Origin of the sequence: Herbaspirillum sp. 3R11, assembly GCF_004563925.1 — a bacterium.
GTDB lineage: Bacteria > Pseudomonadota > Gammaproteobacteria > Burkholderiales > Burkholderiaceae_D > Herbaspirillum.
In genome coordinates, this window is record NZ_SPNJ01000002.1 from 543,248 (window position 1) to 559,052 (window position 15,805).

The 15,805-nt window shown below is 54.1% G+C and carries 10 protein-coding genes; 7 read left to right on the forward strand and 3 right to left on the reverse strand.

The window, feature by feature from the left end; genetic code table 11:
• Nucleotides 1–84: 84 nt before the first annotated feature.
• The 5 genes from E4P32_RS10765 to E4P32_RS10785 all read left to right on the forward strand — a co-directional run bounded on the left by E4P32_RS10765 (nucleotide 85) and on the right by E4P32_RS10785 (nucleotide 5,238).
• Entirely contained in the window at nucleotides 85–447 is a 363-nt protein-coding gene (locus tag E4P32_RS10765) for a PPC domain-containing DNA-binding protein (protein ID WP_116434633.1), read from the forward strand.
• Nucleotides 448–592: 145 nt separating this feature from the next.
• The gene (locus E4P32_RS10770) at nucleotides 593–1,627 is read left to right on the forward strand and encodes a TRAP transporter substrate-binding protein (protein ID WP_116434207.1); all 1,035 of its coding nucleotides are present in this window, start codon (nucleotides 593–595) and stop codon (nucleotides 1,625–1,627) included.
• Between the two features lie 23 nt (nucleotides 1,628–1,650).
• Nucleotides 1,651–3,531, forward strand: coding sequence for a TRAP transporter large permease subunit (locus E4P32_RS10775; RefSeq protein ID WP_116434206.1), 1,881 nt, complete (start codon nucleotides 1,651–1,653; stop codon nucleotides 3,529–3,531).
• A gap of 115 nt (nucleotides 3,532–3,646) precedes the next feature.
• Nucleotides 3,647–4,417, forward strand: coding sequence for a 3-oxoacyl-ACP reductase family protein (locus tag E4P32_RS10780; protein WP_116434205.1), 771 nt, complete (start codon nucleotides 3,647–3,649; stop codon nucleotides 4,415–4,417).
• Nucleotides 4,418–4,440: 23 nt separating this feature from the next.
• A complete protein-coding gene (locus E4P32_RS10785; RefSeq protein WP_116434204.1) occupies nucleotides 4,441–5,238 on the forward strand; it encodes an SDR family NAD(P)-dependent oxidoreductase in 798 nt (265 codons plus the stop codon).
• 1,914 nt (nucleotides 5,239–7,152) lie between these two features.
• On the opposite strand, the gene E4P32_RS10790 is transcribed toward E4P32_RS10785, so the two are convergent.
• The gene (locus E4P32_RS10790) at nucleotides 7,153–8,163 is read right to left on the reverse strand and encodes an aldo/keto reductase (RefSeq protein WP_116434203.1); all 1,011 of its coding nucleotides are present in this window, start codon (nucleotides 8,161–8,163) and stop codon (nucleotides 7,153–7,155) included.
• A 190-nt stretch (nucleotides 8,164–8,353) separates the two neighbouring features.
• Here E4P32_RS10790 and E4P32_RS10795 point away from each other — a divergent pair, with 190 nt between their 5' ends.
• A complete protein-coding gene (locus E4P32_RS10795; protein ID WP_348533505.1) occupies nucleotides 8,354–9,217 on the forward strand; it encodes a LysR family transcriptional regulator in 864 nt (287 codons plus the stop codon).
• A 477-nt stretch (nucleotides 9,218–9,694) separates the two neighbouring features.
• Complete coding sequence (locus E4P32_RS10800; RefSeq protein WP_116434202.1) at nucleotides 9,695–12,379, forward strand: autotransporter outer membrane beta-barrel domain-containing protein; 2,685 nt, start codon at nucleotides 9,695–9,697, stop codon at nucleotides 12,377–12,379.
• 204 nt (nucleotides 12,380–12,583) lie between these two features.
• On the opposite strand, the gene E4P32_RS10805 is transcribed toward E4P32_RS10800, so the two are convergent.
• Both E4P32_RS10805 and soxR read right to left on the reverse strand, forming a co-directional pair.
• Nucleotides 12,584–14,293 (reverse strand): methyl-accepting chemotaxis protein, encoded by a 1,710-nt coding sequence (locus tag E4P32_RS10805; protein WP_116434201.1) that lies wholly within the window; start codon nucleotides 14,291–14,293, stop codon nucleotides 12,584–12,586.
• Nucleotides 14,294–15,338: 1,045 nt separating this feature from the next.
• Nucleotides 15,339–15,803, reverse strand: coding sequence for a redox-sensitive transcriptional activator SoxR (gene soxR / locus E4P32_RS10810; RefSeq protein WP_116434199.1), 465 nt, complete (start codon nucleotides 15,801–15,803; stop codon nucleotides 15,339–15,341).
• Nucleotides 15,804–15,805: the final 2 nt, after the last annotated feature.

Below are 15,805 nucleotides of genomic sequence, written 5' to 3' on the forward strand. Positions count from 1 at the left end.
AACTTAGTAAAACCAACCACAACAACCACAACCAAGAACGACAACGCCATTCAAATAGAGCGAGGCACTCTAGGCAAGTTGATCATGGCTCGCTTGAAACCGAATCAGGATTTGACAGAAAGCGTAGAAGCGCTTTGCCGCCAGCACGGAATGACGACAGCCATCGTTCGCGGCGCCATTGGCAGCTTAATTGACGCGCATCTTCAGTACAAGACTCCTGATGGGTTGAACGAGCTGAAAGTCGAGGGACCTGGTGTCGAGATCCTCAACGTGTTCGGTGAAATCGGTTTTTCCGCCACTAATCCTAATCCGCTACAGGGAGTGGTTGCCGACACGGCCGGCAAGATATTCGCCGGTCGCTTCAAACGAGGTGCCAATCTGTCCTTTATCACTATTGAGATCACACTGCAGGAGTGGATCTCTACAACAGAATCTGAAGCCAACTGATTTGAGAGGTTATTTACGCCAAGGTTTCGGCACTTTAGCTGGAAAGAAAGGTGCAAATCAATATCGGATCTTTGCCGGAGCCGTTTTGTGAACGAGGGACAACCTCGCTTACAGTAATTTCATAAATATAAAAGGAGGCAAGTAGATGGAAAATTTCATTGGTAAGATCACACGGCGCTCATTTCTCAAAACTGTATCAATCGCCTCAGCCGCGGCTACCACCGGCTTGTGTGGAGCTTCAGCTAACGCGGCGGAATTCACCTTCAAATACGCCAACAATCTGCCGATGTCACATCCTATGAATGTGCGTGCAAAGGAAATGTCTGACCAGATATCTAAAGAGTCTAATGGGCGCGTCGAGCTCCAGGTTTTCCCTAATGGTCAACTGGGAACCGACACTGATATGTTGTCGCAGGTGCGTGCTGGCGCGATCGACTTTTTTACTCTGTCTCCTCTGATTCTGGGTACTCTGGTACCGGCCGCACAGATTTCCGGCATCGGATTCGCCTTCAAGGACTACGACCAGGTCTGGTCCGCCATGGATGGTGGTTTGGGTATTCACGTACGCAAGCAGATTGAGGCTAAGTCGAGCCTCTTCGCTTTTGAAAAAATCTGGGACAGCGGCTATCGTCAGATTACCAATAGCAGTCGTCCTATCAAGACTGCCGAAGACCTAAAGGGCATGAAACTGCGCGTTCCACCAAGTCCGCTGTGGACTTCGATGTTCCGTGCAGTTGAATCGGCACCAACCTCAATCAACTTCGCCGAGGTCTATTCGGCGCTGCAGACCAAGATTGTCGAAGGTCAGGAGAACCCGTTGGCAGTGATCTCCACGGCCAAGCTCTATGAAGTCCAGAAATATTGCTCCATCACCAATCACATGTGGGATGGCTTCTGGTTCCTAGGCAACAAGAAGGCCTTCGAGAAGCTGCCGAAAGATTTACAGGAAATCGTCACCAAGGCAGTCAACGAGGCTGGTCTGAATCAGCGTGTCGATGTCAGGAAACTCAATGCATCGTTGGCTGGCGAGATGAAGGGAAAGGGCATGGCCATCAACGATACCGATACTCAATCATTCCGTACCAAACTGCGCGCCGCCGGGTTCTACGCTGAATGGAAGAAGAAGTTTGGCGATGAGCCTTGGGCGCTCTTGGAAAAATACACCGGCAAGCTCGCCTGACCTGAACGTCCAGGATATTAACAATGGAAGCTGCAATTACCTATCGTGAGCCTGTGCGCATGAACCCGACCGCGCGTGCGCTAGTGGCATTGAACCGCCTAGTGATGCACGGAGTCGGTGCCCTCGCCGCCCTGCTAGTCGTGGCCGAGACGGTGGTGCTGTTGACCGGCGTCATTTATCGTTACGGGCTGCACGATCCATTGGTGTGGTCAGATGAGTTGGCCTCGATCCTGTTTATTTGGCTGTCCATGCTGGGTGCTGTGCTGGCTCTGGATCGCGGCGAGCACATGCGACTGACCGCCATTGTCAACAAATGCTCCGAAAAGGGCCGCATCTGGCTGGAAACAGTCGCGGCCCTTGTGGTCTGCATTTTTGTACTAATGGTAATCCACCCCGCAGTGGATCACTCGTTAGAGCAGATGGCGATCACTACTCCAGCTTTGGAAATTCCCGATGGATTGCGCGCTGCGGCCCTCCCGGTAGGCGCAATCCTGATGCTGCTGGCGGCGGTATCGCGCATGGCCGCGATGAGCAGCTTCCGTCTGCTGCTTTCTGCTCTGGCTGTAATGGTGATCGTCGGCGGTGGCTTGTGGCTGTGCAAGCCGGCGCTTCTGGCGATGGGGAATTACAATCTGATCGTCTTCTTCGTCGTGCTGATTGGCCTGTGCGTAGCCGGCGGTATACCCATCGCCTTTGCTTTCGGCACTGCGACTATGGCGTATCTTTCCCTCGCGACCAGTGCACCGCTAATGATTGTAGTCAGCCGCATGGATGAGGGAATGTCTAGCTTGATCCTCCTGTCGGTGCCGCTGTTCGTCTTACTCGGTTCGCTACTTGAAATGTCGGGCCTGGCCAAGACCCTGATCGATTTTATGGCCTCGTTGCTGGGCCACGTGCGCGGTGGCCTGCAATATGTTTTGCTGGGTGCGATGTTCTTGGTGTCGGGCATCTCCGGCTCCAAGGCAGCCGATATGGCGGCCATCGCCCCGGCGCTGTTCCCCGAGATGAAGAGGCGCGGCTCCAAGCCGGAAGAACTTGTGGCACTGTTGTCGTCCTCCGGCGCGATGACAGAAACGATTCCTCCGAGCTTGGTGCTGATTACTATCGGGGCGGTCTGCAGCGTGTCAATCACGGCGCTATTCATCGGCGGCCTGATGCCTGCCACCTTCGCCACCTTCGCCATCGCCATCATCTGTTGGTTGCGTGCCCGCCGCGAGCCGATTCCTGAAGTAAAACGAGCGCCGATGACACTGATCATGAAGACCATGATCGCGGCCATCCCTGCGCTAGCGCTACCAATGCTGATCCGCGTGGCCGTTATTGAAGGCGTAGCCACCGCTACCGAGGTGGCTACCATCGGCGTGGCCTATACCATCGTGGTTGGCCTGATTATGCACCTCTTCATGAAGCATTTGGACTTCAAACGTCTGTATCCCATGCTGATCGAAGCGGCAGCGCTGTCCGGAGCCATCCTGCTCATTATTGGTATGGCCACCTCTATGGCTTGGGCACTCACCCAGTCAGGCTTCTCCGCCAAGCTGGTGTCGCTGATGCAAGGCGTGCCAGGAGGAGGCATGGGCTTTCTGCTGATTACCATCGTCATTTTCATCGTGCTGGGTAGCCTATTGGAGGGCATCCCCGCGATTGTCCTGTTCGGCCCGCTACTGTTTCCAGTGGCACGTTCGCTGGGTATCCATGACGTGCATTACGCGATGGTAGTGATTCTGGCCATGGGTATTGGTCTATTCGCACCGCCGTTCGGCGTTGGCTTCTATGCCGCTTGTGCGATCGGCAAGGTGTCACCGGACGGCGTGTTCAACCTCGTATGGGGTTATCTGGCGGCACTGGTAGTAGCGTTGCTGGTTGTGGCGTTCGTACCATGGATTTCCATCGGCTTCCTCTGACCTTCTCAACACGTCATCTAATGCAGAGCACTCACATCACATTGTTGACACGGTACTGACTCAAAACGGTCGCCTATTTTTTCTTTCTTAGGCTACCCTAATTCACGGAGACAACATGAATCAAAGCGATAACAGCGCCCATGTAGCGTTCGTAACGGGCGGAGCCATGGGTATCGGCGCCAGCATCTGCCAGCAGCTGGCTGCCAAGGGATATACCGTGTTGGTGGCTGATATCAACCTAGAGGCGGCAGCCAAGACTGCCGATGCATTGGTCGCATCCGGCCACCAGGCGGCACCGGTACAGGTCGATCTTGGCAATCCGGAATCCATCAGGCAAGCCTTCGCCGCCGTCGAGAAGGACTACGGCCGCTGTGACGTCCTTGTCAACAACGCTGGCATCGCCAAGATGGCTCCATTCCTGGATTTCCCGCTTGAGAACTGGCTGCAGACCATGAGCATCAACGTTACAGGAGTGCTCGTGGCAGGGCAATGCGCCGCGCGGCTGATGCTAAAAAATAAATGGGGTCGCATCGTCAATATTTCCTCGATCTCAGGCATTCGCGCCGGGGCCGGCCGCACCGCCTATGGCGCCTCGAAGTCTGCCGTGATTGGGCTGACGCGTCAGATGTCGATTGAACTGGCTGTGCATGGCATCACAGTCAACAGCGTGGCGCCAGGACCGGTCGATACGCCGATGACCGAGGTCGCGCACAGCGAAGAAACGCGACAGAGTTACCACCGCCTGGTGCCGATGCGTCGCTATGGAAGCACCAACGAAATCGCTGCCGCCGTGACCTTCCTGACGTCCGACGAGGCTTCCTACATCACCGGCCACGTCATCCCCGTCGATGGCGGATTCGTTGCAGCCGGCGTGCTAGATATCTGATACCACTTACTTACGGAGAAAACATGCATAAATCAATGGCAGATAAGGTCATCATCGTCACCGGCGCGGGCTCGGTGGGAGAAGGGTGGGGTAATGGCAAGGCTGCGGCGGCCCTTTATGCGCGCGAAGGCGGCAAGATTCTCGCTGTGGACCGCAGCATCGATGCCGCTAGGCAAACTCAGGAGATTATTCGGAGCGAGGGTGGCATCTGTGAAGTGATCGCCGCCGACGTATCCAAGAGCGCCGATGTGCAGGCGATCGCAGACGCTGCAATGGATCACTTCGGCCGCGTCGACGTGCTACATAACAACGTCGGTATCGCCGAGACAGGCGGTCCAGTGGAAACCAGTGAAGAGAGCTGGAACCGCTTGGTGGCGGTCAACCAGACAAGCCTGTTCCTGACTCACAAATATGTTCTACCCATCATGGAAAGGCAAAAGAATGGGGCAATTGTCAACATCTCCTCACTGGCCGCCATTCGTTGGATTGGTTTTCCGTATCTCGGATATACCACCACGAAGGCCGCTATCCTGGCCTTCACCAAGAACGTGGCAATGCAATACGCACCAATGGGAATTCGCGCCAATTGCGTTTTGCCAGGTTTGATGGATACACCCATGATTCGCGAACCACTGAAAGCATCATATGGCGGTAATGTTGAAGAAATGCGTGCCAAGCGCGATGCTCAATGTCCAATGGGATTCATGGGAGATGCATGGGATGTGGCGCATGCATCACTGTTCCTGGCATCGGACAACGCACGTTATATTACTGGGATGGATCTTATAGTCGATGGCGGTTTGTCACTTAAGGTCGCCTGATTTGATCGTTCTAAGCGTCGGCACTTCCACGCTGGCGGGGGCGCGGCGTGGATAAGGAAAATCGAACGCCTACGAAATGGCCGATGCTGGCGTCGGCCGCATCGTTTGCCATTGTCGTTTGTTCCGAAGAAAATGAATCGTCCGGCACGCGAGCCACTAGGGGCTGAAGCTGCGATGCAGAAGCCATAGAACTGTCCCACAAGTGGACGCATGTCGGTATCGAGATGCGTCTGGGGCCGTTGGACTGCCAGGGCGAAGAGAGTAGCAAGGCTTCCGCTTGATCCATAAGGGGGCCAGTACGATTCACGCAATCACATACTAAAAAAAAGGGGACGAAGTCAGCCAACCGAACATGACAGCGACGGTAATGAAATTAAGATATAGCGAAATATCGCGTGTGCTAAGTTCATATTCTTGACAACGAGCGATCAGGAGTTGCGTTCCTGTTGCTAGCGCGCTGCTGGCCTCAATTGCGCTCATGCCGGGCAGATCGCGATTCAATGACGCAACATGATCAATCAACAAGCGCGCCAGTGGCGTCGTATGTTCAAAGACGTGGCCATGAATCGTCTCGGCTTCTGGAAGTCGGCTTCCACCACTGCTCGCGGTACGAAGAAGGTCAGCATGTGACAGGCATTGCGTTGCATGCGTATCGGTTGATTCATATCGAGCGCCAGAATACTGGCTATCGGGCCTATCGTTTTTTGAGGCGTATCACGCCCATTCACTGAGGCGATACCGCCCTCCCAAAATAGGTGAAAAACGTAGTCACGGATGTTATCTGTGGAGATCCGCGCTATTGAGCGTTCCAATAGCAAGGCATCGGAACGACATTCTGTGAAAGCAAATTCGCCGACTGCATAGCGGTCGATAGAGGCACTAAACGGATTTTTTATCTTCTCACGCGAGGGTAGCACGTCGATGATATGGCCGACCCTATCCCGCTAAGCTGACAATTGGCGTTGCGGTATTTCATCCCGTACATCGAAATGGCTATGAACGATACCAGAGGCAAGCGCGGAATGATCGGGCACTCCAACTCGATTCCATCTCTGGGTTTCACAATGTGTATCGTTCTTCTTCAATGAATAATCGACACTCATCAATTGCATCGCCTTAAATTTCTTTAGAAGTGTTACGGACGGTTAAGTCCACCAATTCAGAACCACTATATTTGCACAAAGCACGCCAATGCATGCGAATTGAGTCAATGAAGTATATCCGAGGAACATCAAGCTGCACTCACCGTCCGCGGTGCTCTGCAAACAGACTTCTTTCACGGTACATCAATCGCCATTCGCTGGGGAAGCGGCCGCCTATCATCAGATTCAGGTAAAGAACAAAGAAAGATGCATGATGGCGACAAAAATAGAAAAGTCTCAAAAGCGTGATTATTGGGGCTTTTATCGTAACGGTATGTCTCGCATGGGATGGTGTCTTACATGTGTAGCAATCATGGTGCTGATCATCGCGTTGGCACCAGATTTTTCGCGGTTGGATGAACGGCTGCTCCATCTTCTACGATGGATGGGAACCAACTGTGTCTGGTGTTCGATCACGCCGAACTGACCATCTCGATCAGAGGCGAGCCAGCTTACCCGTGTACTACGATGCCGAATGGTACTTCTGAAGTCATGGGGGCTATTGGATTGCATCAAGACTCTTTCAGAATTTAATCCAGCACCAGATAGGTACCATCCATTCTAGTTTGTTCGGAAGAATCTGATCCGACGGCGTCATGATAGTTTTTGTCTATTCGATAAGACCACGCTACAGAAAAAATATAGTATTGACAAGGGCGCATTCCCACTAGTTAACGGCCACAGACAAGGATTGCGCTTGGGTATTATTCAAGGTCAGCAATCGGTCAGGAGCGAACGCCGAACTACAGGGCGACGTCCTCCTTCAGCAAAATCAGGAACGTGCCGCCGGCACATTTACACCCATCCCATCTGGTAGCAATGGGGCGATCTCGGCCAATTTATCAGCGATTAACTGAAACCCGGCCGCCGCCACGAGGCCGTCGACTTGTGTCGGGCGGCGGACTCCGACGATGGCTCCCGTGACAGCCGGCTGCCGCAGCACCCAAGAAATTGCGACGGCAGCCGGTGTCAATCCATGGCGCTGGCCGATACCGCGCATGACTTCAACCAACTCCAGATTGCGGCTCAGGCGCGGCTCCTGATAATCTGCGCTTCGCGTCTTACGCCAGTCATCATCGGGAAGCTGTGCAATGCGCGCACGCGTCATTGCCCCTGTCAGCAGACCCGATTGCAGCGTGGAATAGGCGATCACGCCGATGCCCGCCTGTTCGCAAAATGGCAGGATCTCTTCCTCGACGTCGCGCATCAGCGCAGAATAAGGTGGCTGCAGGCAAGCAATCCCGGCCACCGATTGCGCACGTCGGAGCTGCGGCACGCTGAAGTTGGAAACGCCAATCTCCCGGATCTTGCCCTGCGCTTGCGCCTTGGCCAAGGTGCTCAACGCCGCTTCGATCCCATCATCCGGACCATCCGCAGGAAAAGCAGGCCAGTGAATTTGATACAGGTCGATTGTCTCCACTTGCAGGCGCCGCAAACTGTCTTCTATCTCTCTCATCAAAGAATCAGGCGCCAATGTGTGTGTGATATTTTTTGTCGCCGGATCCCACACCAGACTTCCTTTGGTAAACACCAACGGACGACGCGAGGCGGGCACGCGCCGCAGCAAGCGACCGACAATTTCCTCTGCGTGTCCCAAACCGTAGACGGCCGCCGTGTCGATCCAGTTGACGCCGCGTTCAACCGCATACTCCAGCGCTGACAGACTTTCTTCGTCGTCTTGAGCGCCCCAGCCGAATTCCCACCCCGGGCCGGCAATAGTCCACGTACCCAATCCAATGGGAGAGATGGAGAAGTTAGCCTTTCCAAGCCGTCTTTGTTGCATGTTCGTTTCCTGGTGATGATGATGAAGCCGACCGCGTCGCTAGCGCCCGGCAGTCATGGCGCAACGCTTAAAACAATTCCGGATACGCCGCACGATCGGAGTAAGCAAATGACAAGGCGTCAGTGTGTCTGCTGAGAAGGAAAACGATAAGACCGGTTATGCTTGATGAATTGATGAAAGAAATTCAGCTATGACGCCAGATCTGTACGAACTTGACGCCTTTGCTGCGGTAGCCCGTCACCGCAGCTTTCGTAAGGCCGCCGCCGAACGCGGCATCACGGCTTCCGCCATGAGCCATGCGATGCGCACCCTCGAAGACCGACTGGGCGCGCGATTGCTGAACAGGACAACCCGCAGCGTGACGTTGACCGAGGCCGGTGAAATGTTGCTACGGCGTCTGTCCCCTGCATTGCAGGAGGTGGCCGAAGCCTTGACCGACCTCGCCGCTATGCAAGAGCAAACGTCCGGCACGCTGCGGCTGAACATGCCCCGGCCGGCAGCCAGATTAGCCGTGGGTCCGATACTGGCCCGCTTTATCTCAGCACATCCGCGCGTCCAGATAGAAATTGTGACCGATGATGGCTTGAGCGATATTGTCAGCGCAGGATTCGACGCCGGCATTCGTTTCGGAGAACGTCTGGCAGGAGACATGATTGCGCTGCCCATTGGCCCGCCACAGGCTTTCGTCATGGTGGCCTCGCCGTCCTACCTCGCGCAGCATGGCGCACCGCAAAAGCCGGCCGACTTGCTTTCGCACGCTTGCATCGGGAGGCGCTTTCCAAGCGGCACACGATATGCGTGGGAATTATCGGATAAGGGCCGACCGCTGACATTGTCGGTCAATGGAGCGCTGGTGCTTGACGATGATGTCCTTATGATCCAGGCGGCGCGCGATGGGCTGGGAATAGCCTATGTCTACGCAACCATGGCGGGCGATGAACTGGCCCGCGGCGATCTGGTCGCGGCTCTACCTGCCTGGAATGCCCCTGCTTCCCGCTTTTTTTATACTATTCAGGACGACGTCATCTCCCGCCGCCGTTGCGGGCATTTGTAGACTTTATCCGTACCTGAATTGAAAAGATGCGACCTACTGTCTTGAGTTGCATCTGCATGCATTGTTTTGGCAGCGTCTGCTTCCGGCCAGAAACCGCCAGTCAAAATCTTAAGCTTCGTTGCACTATCTATTCGCGCGGCTTCTTCATTCCCTTCCATAAAAATAACGAGATACTTCGCAGCATCTTGGCGAGTTCGTTTTTTTTCTACTCATCCCTAAAGTCGTGTTTGTTTCTGACGATAAACTTACAATGTATTTGAATAGTGTCCCTGCAACTCAACAGTTCAAGCATAGCGAGCTTCGTCAATCAACGATTGAAATAAAAAACTCACTCTGCCGAGCCCGTCCGGCGTGGCATCAAAAATAAAGTGTGAAGAGCTATATACGCCCCTTGCCTGAGATTTTGCTTATCAGGTTAAAAGGCCGGACTGTAGGTTTAGTGCAAGCCATTGTGCGACTCAATTGGAGACTTGAGGCATGAATGACAACGAAAATAATGATGCGGTAGGCGGCTCAAGCGTCGTCACCAGCATCAGTGAATGCGTTCACCTGCGGCCCCAGGAGACACAATGTGCTCCCACTCGTGAAAATCAGACCTCGAAATACAACAACCGTCGTCTTGTTCGATTTCGCCGTTTCTGGTTTCTACCGACGGCAATTTTCGGCATTGTCTACGCGACTTATGATATCCGGCCTGCGAATGCGCAATCGGTGGCCAGCACCGGCGCTCTGACTCCGGGTCCCGCTTCGACACCTGTCTGGGTGGTTGGTGGAGATCTCACGGTCGGTGATAGCGCCAACGGCACGTTGACGTTGACTGGCGGCGGTACGGTGAGCAATGAATTCGGCATTATCGGGAATGACGGTGGCACTGGTACGGTTACTGTTTCCGGCGGCGATACCCTTGGAAATCCTTCGACGTGGACCAGTTCCTCTCCGATTTTAGTCGGTAATTCCGGCACGGGTATCGTGCTCATCAATGGCGGTGGCCTCGTGCGCAGTGACCAAGGCCTTATTGGCAATGATGGCGGCACCGGACCAGGTATCGGTACTGTTACTGTCTCAGGGCGTGATGTCAGCGGGAGAGCCTCTACGTGGGCTGCCGGAAATAATATCTATGTAGGTTTCTCGAATACCGGCACGTTGAACATTTTAGATGGCGGCGTGGTAACGACCAGTCTGCCTGGTGGTGGCAATGCAGCTGGCTATGTCGGCTACCTAGCTGGCAGTACGGGTACGGTGAACATTTCAAGCGGAACCGGCGATGTCTCGACCTGGACTATCCGCGACTTCCTTTCCGTTGGCGAGGCCGGTACTGGCACAGTAAACATCGACAAAGGTGGTCTGATACATGTCGGCTCCAATGTCGTTGTCGCTAGGGCGAGCACGTCCAGCGGAACGCTGAATTTGCTAGGAGACGCCAGCGGACGTGGCGTACTCGAGACCGGTTCGGTGATTAAGGGAAGTGGCGTTGTCGCGACTCTCAATCTTAACGGCGGCATTCTGCGTGCGACACGAAATGAAACCAATTTCCTGAACGGTTTCGGGGTACTGACCGTGGGTACCGAAGGCGCCTGGTTCGATAGCAATACATTTAGCATCAATATTAGTACCGTATTCACCGGGACCTCCAGCTTTAACAAATTGGGCCTTGGGACGCTGACGCTGACGGGAAACAGTGCGACCTTTACGGGCAACACCGTTGTTCAGGCGGGAACATTGCAAGTTGACGGGGTGCTCGGTGGCACCACCAACGTGTCATCGGCAGGCCGACTGACAGGTACGGGTCAAGTCGGGACTACAACCAATCTAGGCATGATCGCTCCTGGTCACACCGGCAGCTTTGGGACACTGACCATCGCCGGAAACTACATCCCTCTGGGCGGCGGCCTTGAAATCAAAACCCAACTTGGAAACGACAGCTCTCCCACTGATCGTCTTGTGGTCACGGGGACCACTGCGGGCGCTACGCCGGTCACCATAGTGAATGTCGGTGGCCTCGGCGCACCAACGCAGCAAGGCATTCAGATTGTGCAAGTGAACGGTGCATCAAACGGGCAATTCAATCTGGCCAATGGAAACTACGTCATAGGCGGCCAGTCCGCCTTGATAGCCGGCGCATATGGTTACGTTCTCCAGAAAGACCTGGCCGACGGTGATTGGTATCTGCGTTCGTCACTGCTGGCGGCCGGGATTTCTGGCGGAGGTAACGGCCCGCTATATCAACCTGGCGTCCCTGTCTATGAGGCTTACGCCAATACGTTGCTCGCATTGAGCAACGTTCCCACCCTGCGCCAACGGGTCGGCAATCGGTACTACGATGCAGCGGACCGCGCCCATGATGGTGTATGGGCACGTGTGGAAGGTAAGACAAGCCACCTAAGACCGCCGGTGTCCACGAGCGCCATCCGTCAGGATATCGACAGCTGGCAGGCTCAGTTCGGAGTGGATCGCGTCTTATCCGGCGAGAAAGACGGCGCGCGCGTGGTTGGCGGATTGACTGCTCGCTACGGCACGGCAGATACGCAGGTGGCTTCGATCTATGGTGACGGCAATATCGATACCAAGGCCTATGGCGTGGGAACAACCCTGACATGGTACGGGCAGCACGGCGCTTATGTCGACGCTCAGGCCCAAGCAACTTGGTTCAGCAGCGATCTGAGTTCCAGACTCGCCGGCATTCTCGTCCGTGGTCAAGTCGGCCACAGCTATGCAATGAGCGTCGAAGGCGGTGTGGCGTTGCCGGTCACAGCGGGATTCTCTATCATTCCGCAAGCGCAGTTGAGCTATGTATCGAGCAGTTTCGGCTTCAAGGATCGGTTTGCTGCGCAAGTCGACAGTAACAAGGGTGAGAGTTTGCAAGGACGGCTCGGCCTTGCGTTCGACTACCAAACCAACTCGCCGGACGCAACCGGACAGACGCGCCGGCTCAACTTGTATAGTCTAATCAATCTTAAACGTGAACTTCTCGACGGTACCCGAGTAACTGTGTCAGGGGCGCCATTTGACACGCGTCAGGGGCGCACCTGGGCCGGCGTGGGAGTGGGCGGAGACTACGCCTGTGGCGAACGCTGCTCAGTCTACGGAGAAGTGGCCGCCGACAGCGATCTTAAGGGCAGCTATAGCGTGTCCGCCACGGCTGGTTTCAAAATGCGGTTCTAGACAGGTTGAAGGAATGCTTGGCACCAGTCGGAGAAAAATGAATCTCTTCGGTGCTACTTCCCAAATGGCCGCAATTGGCCAGAAGCAGGCACCATCATACTTGTAACCTCTTACGTTTCAGACAGCTCGACTGGTTCCAACGATCTTTCTACATATTTACAAGATGTAGCGCCTGAACTTTCCATGACATATTTCAAGCGAGGACTAGAATTGCTCCCATGAATTGCTGTCATCGCCTTGAGCTTCAGAAAGAACAGGCTTCTTTGCAGATGTTTTCGTTTTCAATTTAGGCGACATCGGTGAGATATCATGGATTCGGGGATTTTCGGACAATCCTTGGACTTGAACGCCTGCCTTTTTCGGAGCAAGCTTAAAGATGCCAACCACGTCGGACAGTTTGCTTGCTTGTTCCTGCATGGATTGAGCCGCCGCAGCAGCTTCTTCGACCAACGCCGCGTTTTGCTGAGTCGCCTCGTCCATCTGCGTAATGGCAAGGTTGATTTGCTCAATACCGTCGCTTTGTTCCTGGCTCGCAGAGGTGATCTCCCCGACGATATCCGTTACACGTTTGACGCTGTGGACCACTTCATCCATCGTCGAGCCTGCCTGCGCCACAAGCTTGCTACCGGTGTCAACTTGGGTGACAGAACTGTCAATCAAAGATTTGATCTCTTTGGCGGCGGTAGCGGAGCGTTGTGCAAGATTACGTACTTCCGTTGCAACCACCGCAAAGCCGCGACCCTGCTCACCGGCACGCGCGGCTTCCACGGCAGCATTTAAGGCCAGAATATTCGTCTGGAAAGCGATGCCATCAATCACACTAATGATGTCTACGATTTTTTTGGATGAGGCGTTAATTGATCCCATGGTTTCTACTACCTGGCTGACTACATTACCGCCAGCGATGGCAACCTCGGAGGCAGAGACTGCCAATTGATTCGCTTGACGTGCATTGTCTGCATTCTGTTTAACGGTAGAGGTGAGCTCTTCCATTGCCGATGCGGTTTCTTCCAGCGAACTAGCTTGTTGTTCAGTGCGAGAGGACAAGTCCAAATTGCCACTGGCAATTTGACTGGAGGCCGTAGCAATCGTATCAGTACCTGCACGCACTTGGCCGACTATCTCGGCAAGACGATTGCGCATGACTCTAATGGACGCAATGAGACTGGTTTGATCGCCCTGACGAATGGTGATTGAACGCGCCAGGTTGCCACTTGCGATGTCGCTGGCAATTGACATTGCATAGTCAGGCTCACCACCGAGTTGACGAATGATGCTCCGGGTAATCAGTAGTGCCGCGATCAGACTTAATCCAAAAGCTGCTGTGCTAACGATGATCAACAACACACAAGCATGATGATAGGTTTCTTGGCTTTCAGCGACAGTTTCGTTCATCAAGGTACGCTGATAGTCCGAGAGCTGTTTCAGCGCCCCAAACATCGCGGATTGTTTGTTGCGCATGGCGCCGAAAATCAGTTTTTTAGCGTCGTCGGCATTTCCCTTTGCAAGTAGCGTGAGCAGATTCTCCTGTTCAACATAATATTCCGAGCTCGACTGTTTCAGCGCGGCCATCAATCCCTTGCCTTTTTCACTGGTGATGACATCACTGAGCTTTTGCAAGGTCGCAGTGTTTTCCTCCCGCGCCTTCTTTATTCGAGCCAGCTCTGGCGATGTGATGGTCTCGTCGGTGGACAAGGCAACGTTCCTCACCGCGCGAGCTATCAAATTGACGTTGTTGGATATGGAGTCGACCAACACGGTTTTGGCGTATCTGTCGCTGACCAAGAAATTGACGTTATCGTTCAGGGCGGACAAGCGAGTGTAGCTAAAAAGAGCAATCCCAAGCAGAAATACGAGGATCAGTCCGAAACCGAGGTGAAGCCGGTTGGATACTTTCATGCTGGATAGATTCATGACATTACTCCCCCTAGAAACTACATGGTGCAACATGGATGGGCCGCCTCAATGAATATTGCATAAAAAACAATAATCTCAAAGATATACGTCAATCACGTCCTCGAAATACAACGAGATTCTGTCAGGAAATAAAGACAATAATTTTGGGTAGGATGCGAAGACTATATAGGGAGATCCTGCGTTTTCCTATCAGGGAATTCCTTGCTGTTGCTCGGCGGGTCAATGTACGGTCGAGAACTTTAGACTACAAAACACCAACCGAACGGTGCTAGCAATCTGTTGCAGCCACAGGTGAATCGGTCGCTAAGAGCGGTCACTGTTCCTTTGCTCGCCGAATTGACCCTACCTTGGAATGAACCCCTCGGGCTGGACCAAGGCCAGCCGACGGCCTTGATTTTTCAGAAGCCAGCTTTGCCGGGGCCACTGCTTTTGGGGCATTCCATTGGTTCTCTGATGACTCATCAGTGCAAAGTATTCTGCGCGTACTGCGGCCAGGGGCCGCCTTCGTCATAGTCAACAAGAATGACGCGGGTGACTTTCGGAATGCCATCGTCAAGATCGTTGGGCGCCATGTAGCTCTACACCTGGCACACCCTAAAGCAAAGTATCGACCAGCCGAGATTCTGAGGTTCAATGGTTTTCAAGTAATTGAATGCACCGTGCTTCCCACATTAGAGCAACTATCTGCAGAGCAGGCCATTGCGCACGCGCGCTCCATGCGCTTGTGGGAGGAAGTGCAAGTAGCCCTCCGAGCGACAATCGAGGCAGAACTTGGTGACTATGTGCGAGGGCATTCGAGTGCGTCTGGAATATTCGAGCGCAAGCTCGAAGTAACGGTGGTGTCAGGACATAAGTAGGGACGGTACCGCCCGTAGTGGAATCCGTACTGAGCGAGTCAACACAGCAAGCTGGGTGACGCGTTGGGCAATCAGGTGAGCAAAGCCACCTGATTGCGGTTTTATGTTGATGGCAAGGCACCGTATGCGCCACCGAAAGAGTCGTGGAAGATTGAGCTCTGGTGAGCGCCCCTTCCGGTTGTTAGCTAAGGTCGCTCGAGAATCTGCGGACCTGGCCCAGTTTCCCCGAGCACGTCAGCTGGATTGCGCAACGGGCAATCCTTGAGGGAAAGACATCCGCAGCCTATGCAGCCGTCCAACTCGTTGCGCAAGCGCGTCAGCCGCTGTATACGGTTATCGAGATCTTCCTTCCATTGCGACGACATCTCCTTCCACTGCGCAGTGGTCAGCTTGCTAGTCGCAGGGTATCGGCTGAATGCCGTACGAATTGATTCTAGAGAAATGCCGGTGCGCTGCGCCACCTTGATGATGGCGATATAGCGCAACGTGATCGCAGGATATCGCCGCTGATTACCTTCGCTGCGCGAGCACATGATTAGCCCTTTGGATTCGTAGAAGTGCAAGGTGGAGACCGCTACTCCGCTGCGCTTGGCCACCTCACCGACAGTCAATGTCCTGTCGGATCCGACCGACCTTGGTTCTTCCTTCATAC

What these genes read in the sequence shown, in the direction of transcription:
- E4P32_RS10805 (WP_116434201.1), bottom strand. Translation starts at nt 14,293, where the DNA reads ATGAATCTATCCAGCATGAAAGTATCCAACCGGCTTCACCTCGGTTTC.
- E4P32_RS10790 (WP_116434203.1), bottom strand. Translation starts at nt 8,163, where the DNA reads ATGCAACAAAGACGGCTTGGAAAGGCTAACTTCTCCATCTCTCCCATT.
- soxR (WP_116434199.1), bottom strand. Translation starts at nt 15,803, where the DNA reads ATGAAGGAAGAACCAAGGTCGGTCGGATCCGACAGGACATTGACTGTC.
- E4P32_RS10765 (WP_116434633.1), top strand. Translation starts at nt 85, where the DNA reads ATGGCTCGCTTGAAACCGAATCAGGATTTGACAGAAAGCGTAGAAGCG.
- E4P32_RS10770 (WP_116434207.1), top strand. Translation starts at nt 593, where the DNA reads ATGGAAAATTTCATTGGTAAGATCACACGGCGCTCATTTCTCAAAACT.
- E4P32_RS10795 (WP_348533505.1), top strand. Translation starts at nt 8,354, where the DNA reads ATGACGCCAGATCTGTACGAACTTGACGCCTTTGCTGCGGTAGCCCGT.
- E4P32_RS10800 (WP_116434202.1), top strand. Translation starts at nt 9,695, where the DNA reads ATGAATGACAACGAAAATAATGATGCGGTAGGCGGCTCAAGCGTCGTC.
- E4P32_RS10780 (WP_116434205.1), top strand. Translation starts at nt 3,647, where the DNA reads ATGAATCAAAGCGATAACAGCGCCCATGTAGCGTTCGTAACGGGCGGA.
- E4P32_RS10785 (WP_116434204.1), top strand. Translation starts at nt 4,441, where the DNA reads ATGCATAAATCAATGGCAGATAAGGTCATCATCGTCACCGGCGCGGGC.
- E4P32_RS10775 (WP_116434206.1), top strand. Translation starts at nt 1,651, where the DNA reads ATGGAAGCTGCAATTACCTATCGTGAGCCTGTGCGCATGAACCCGACC.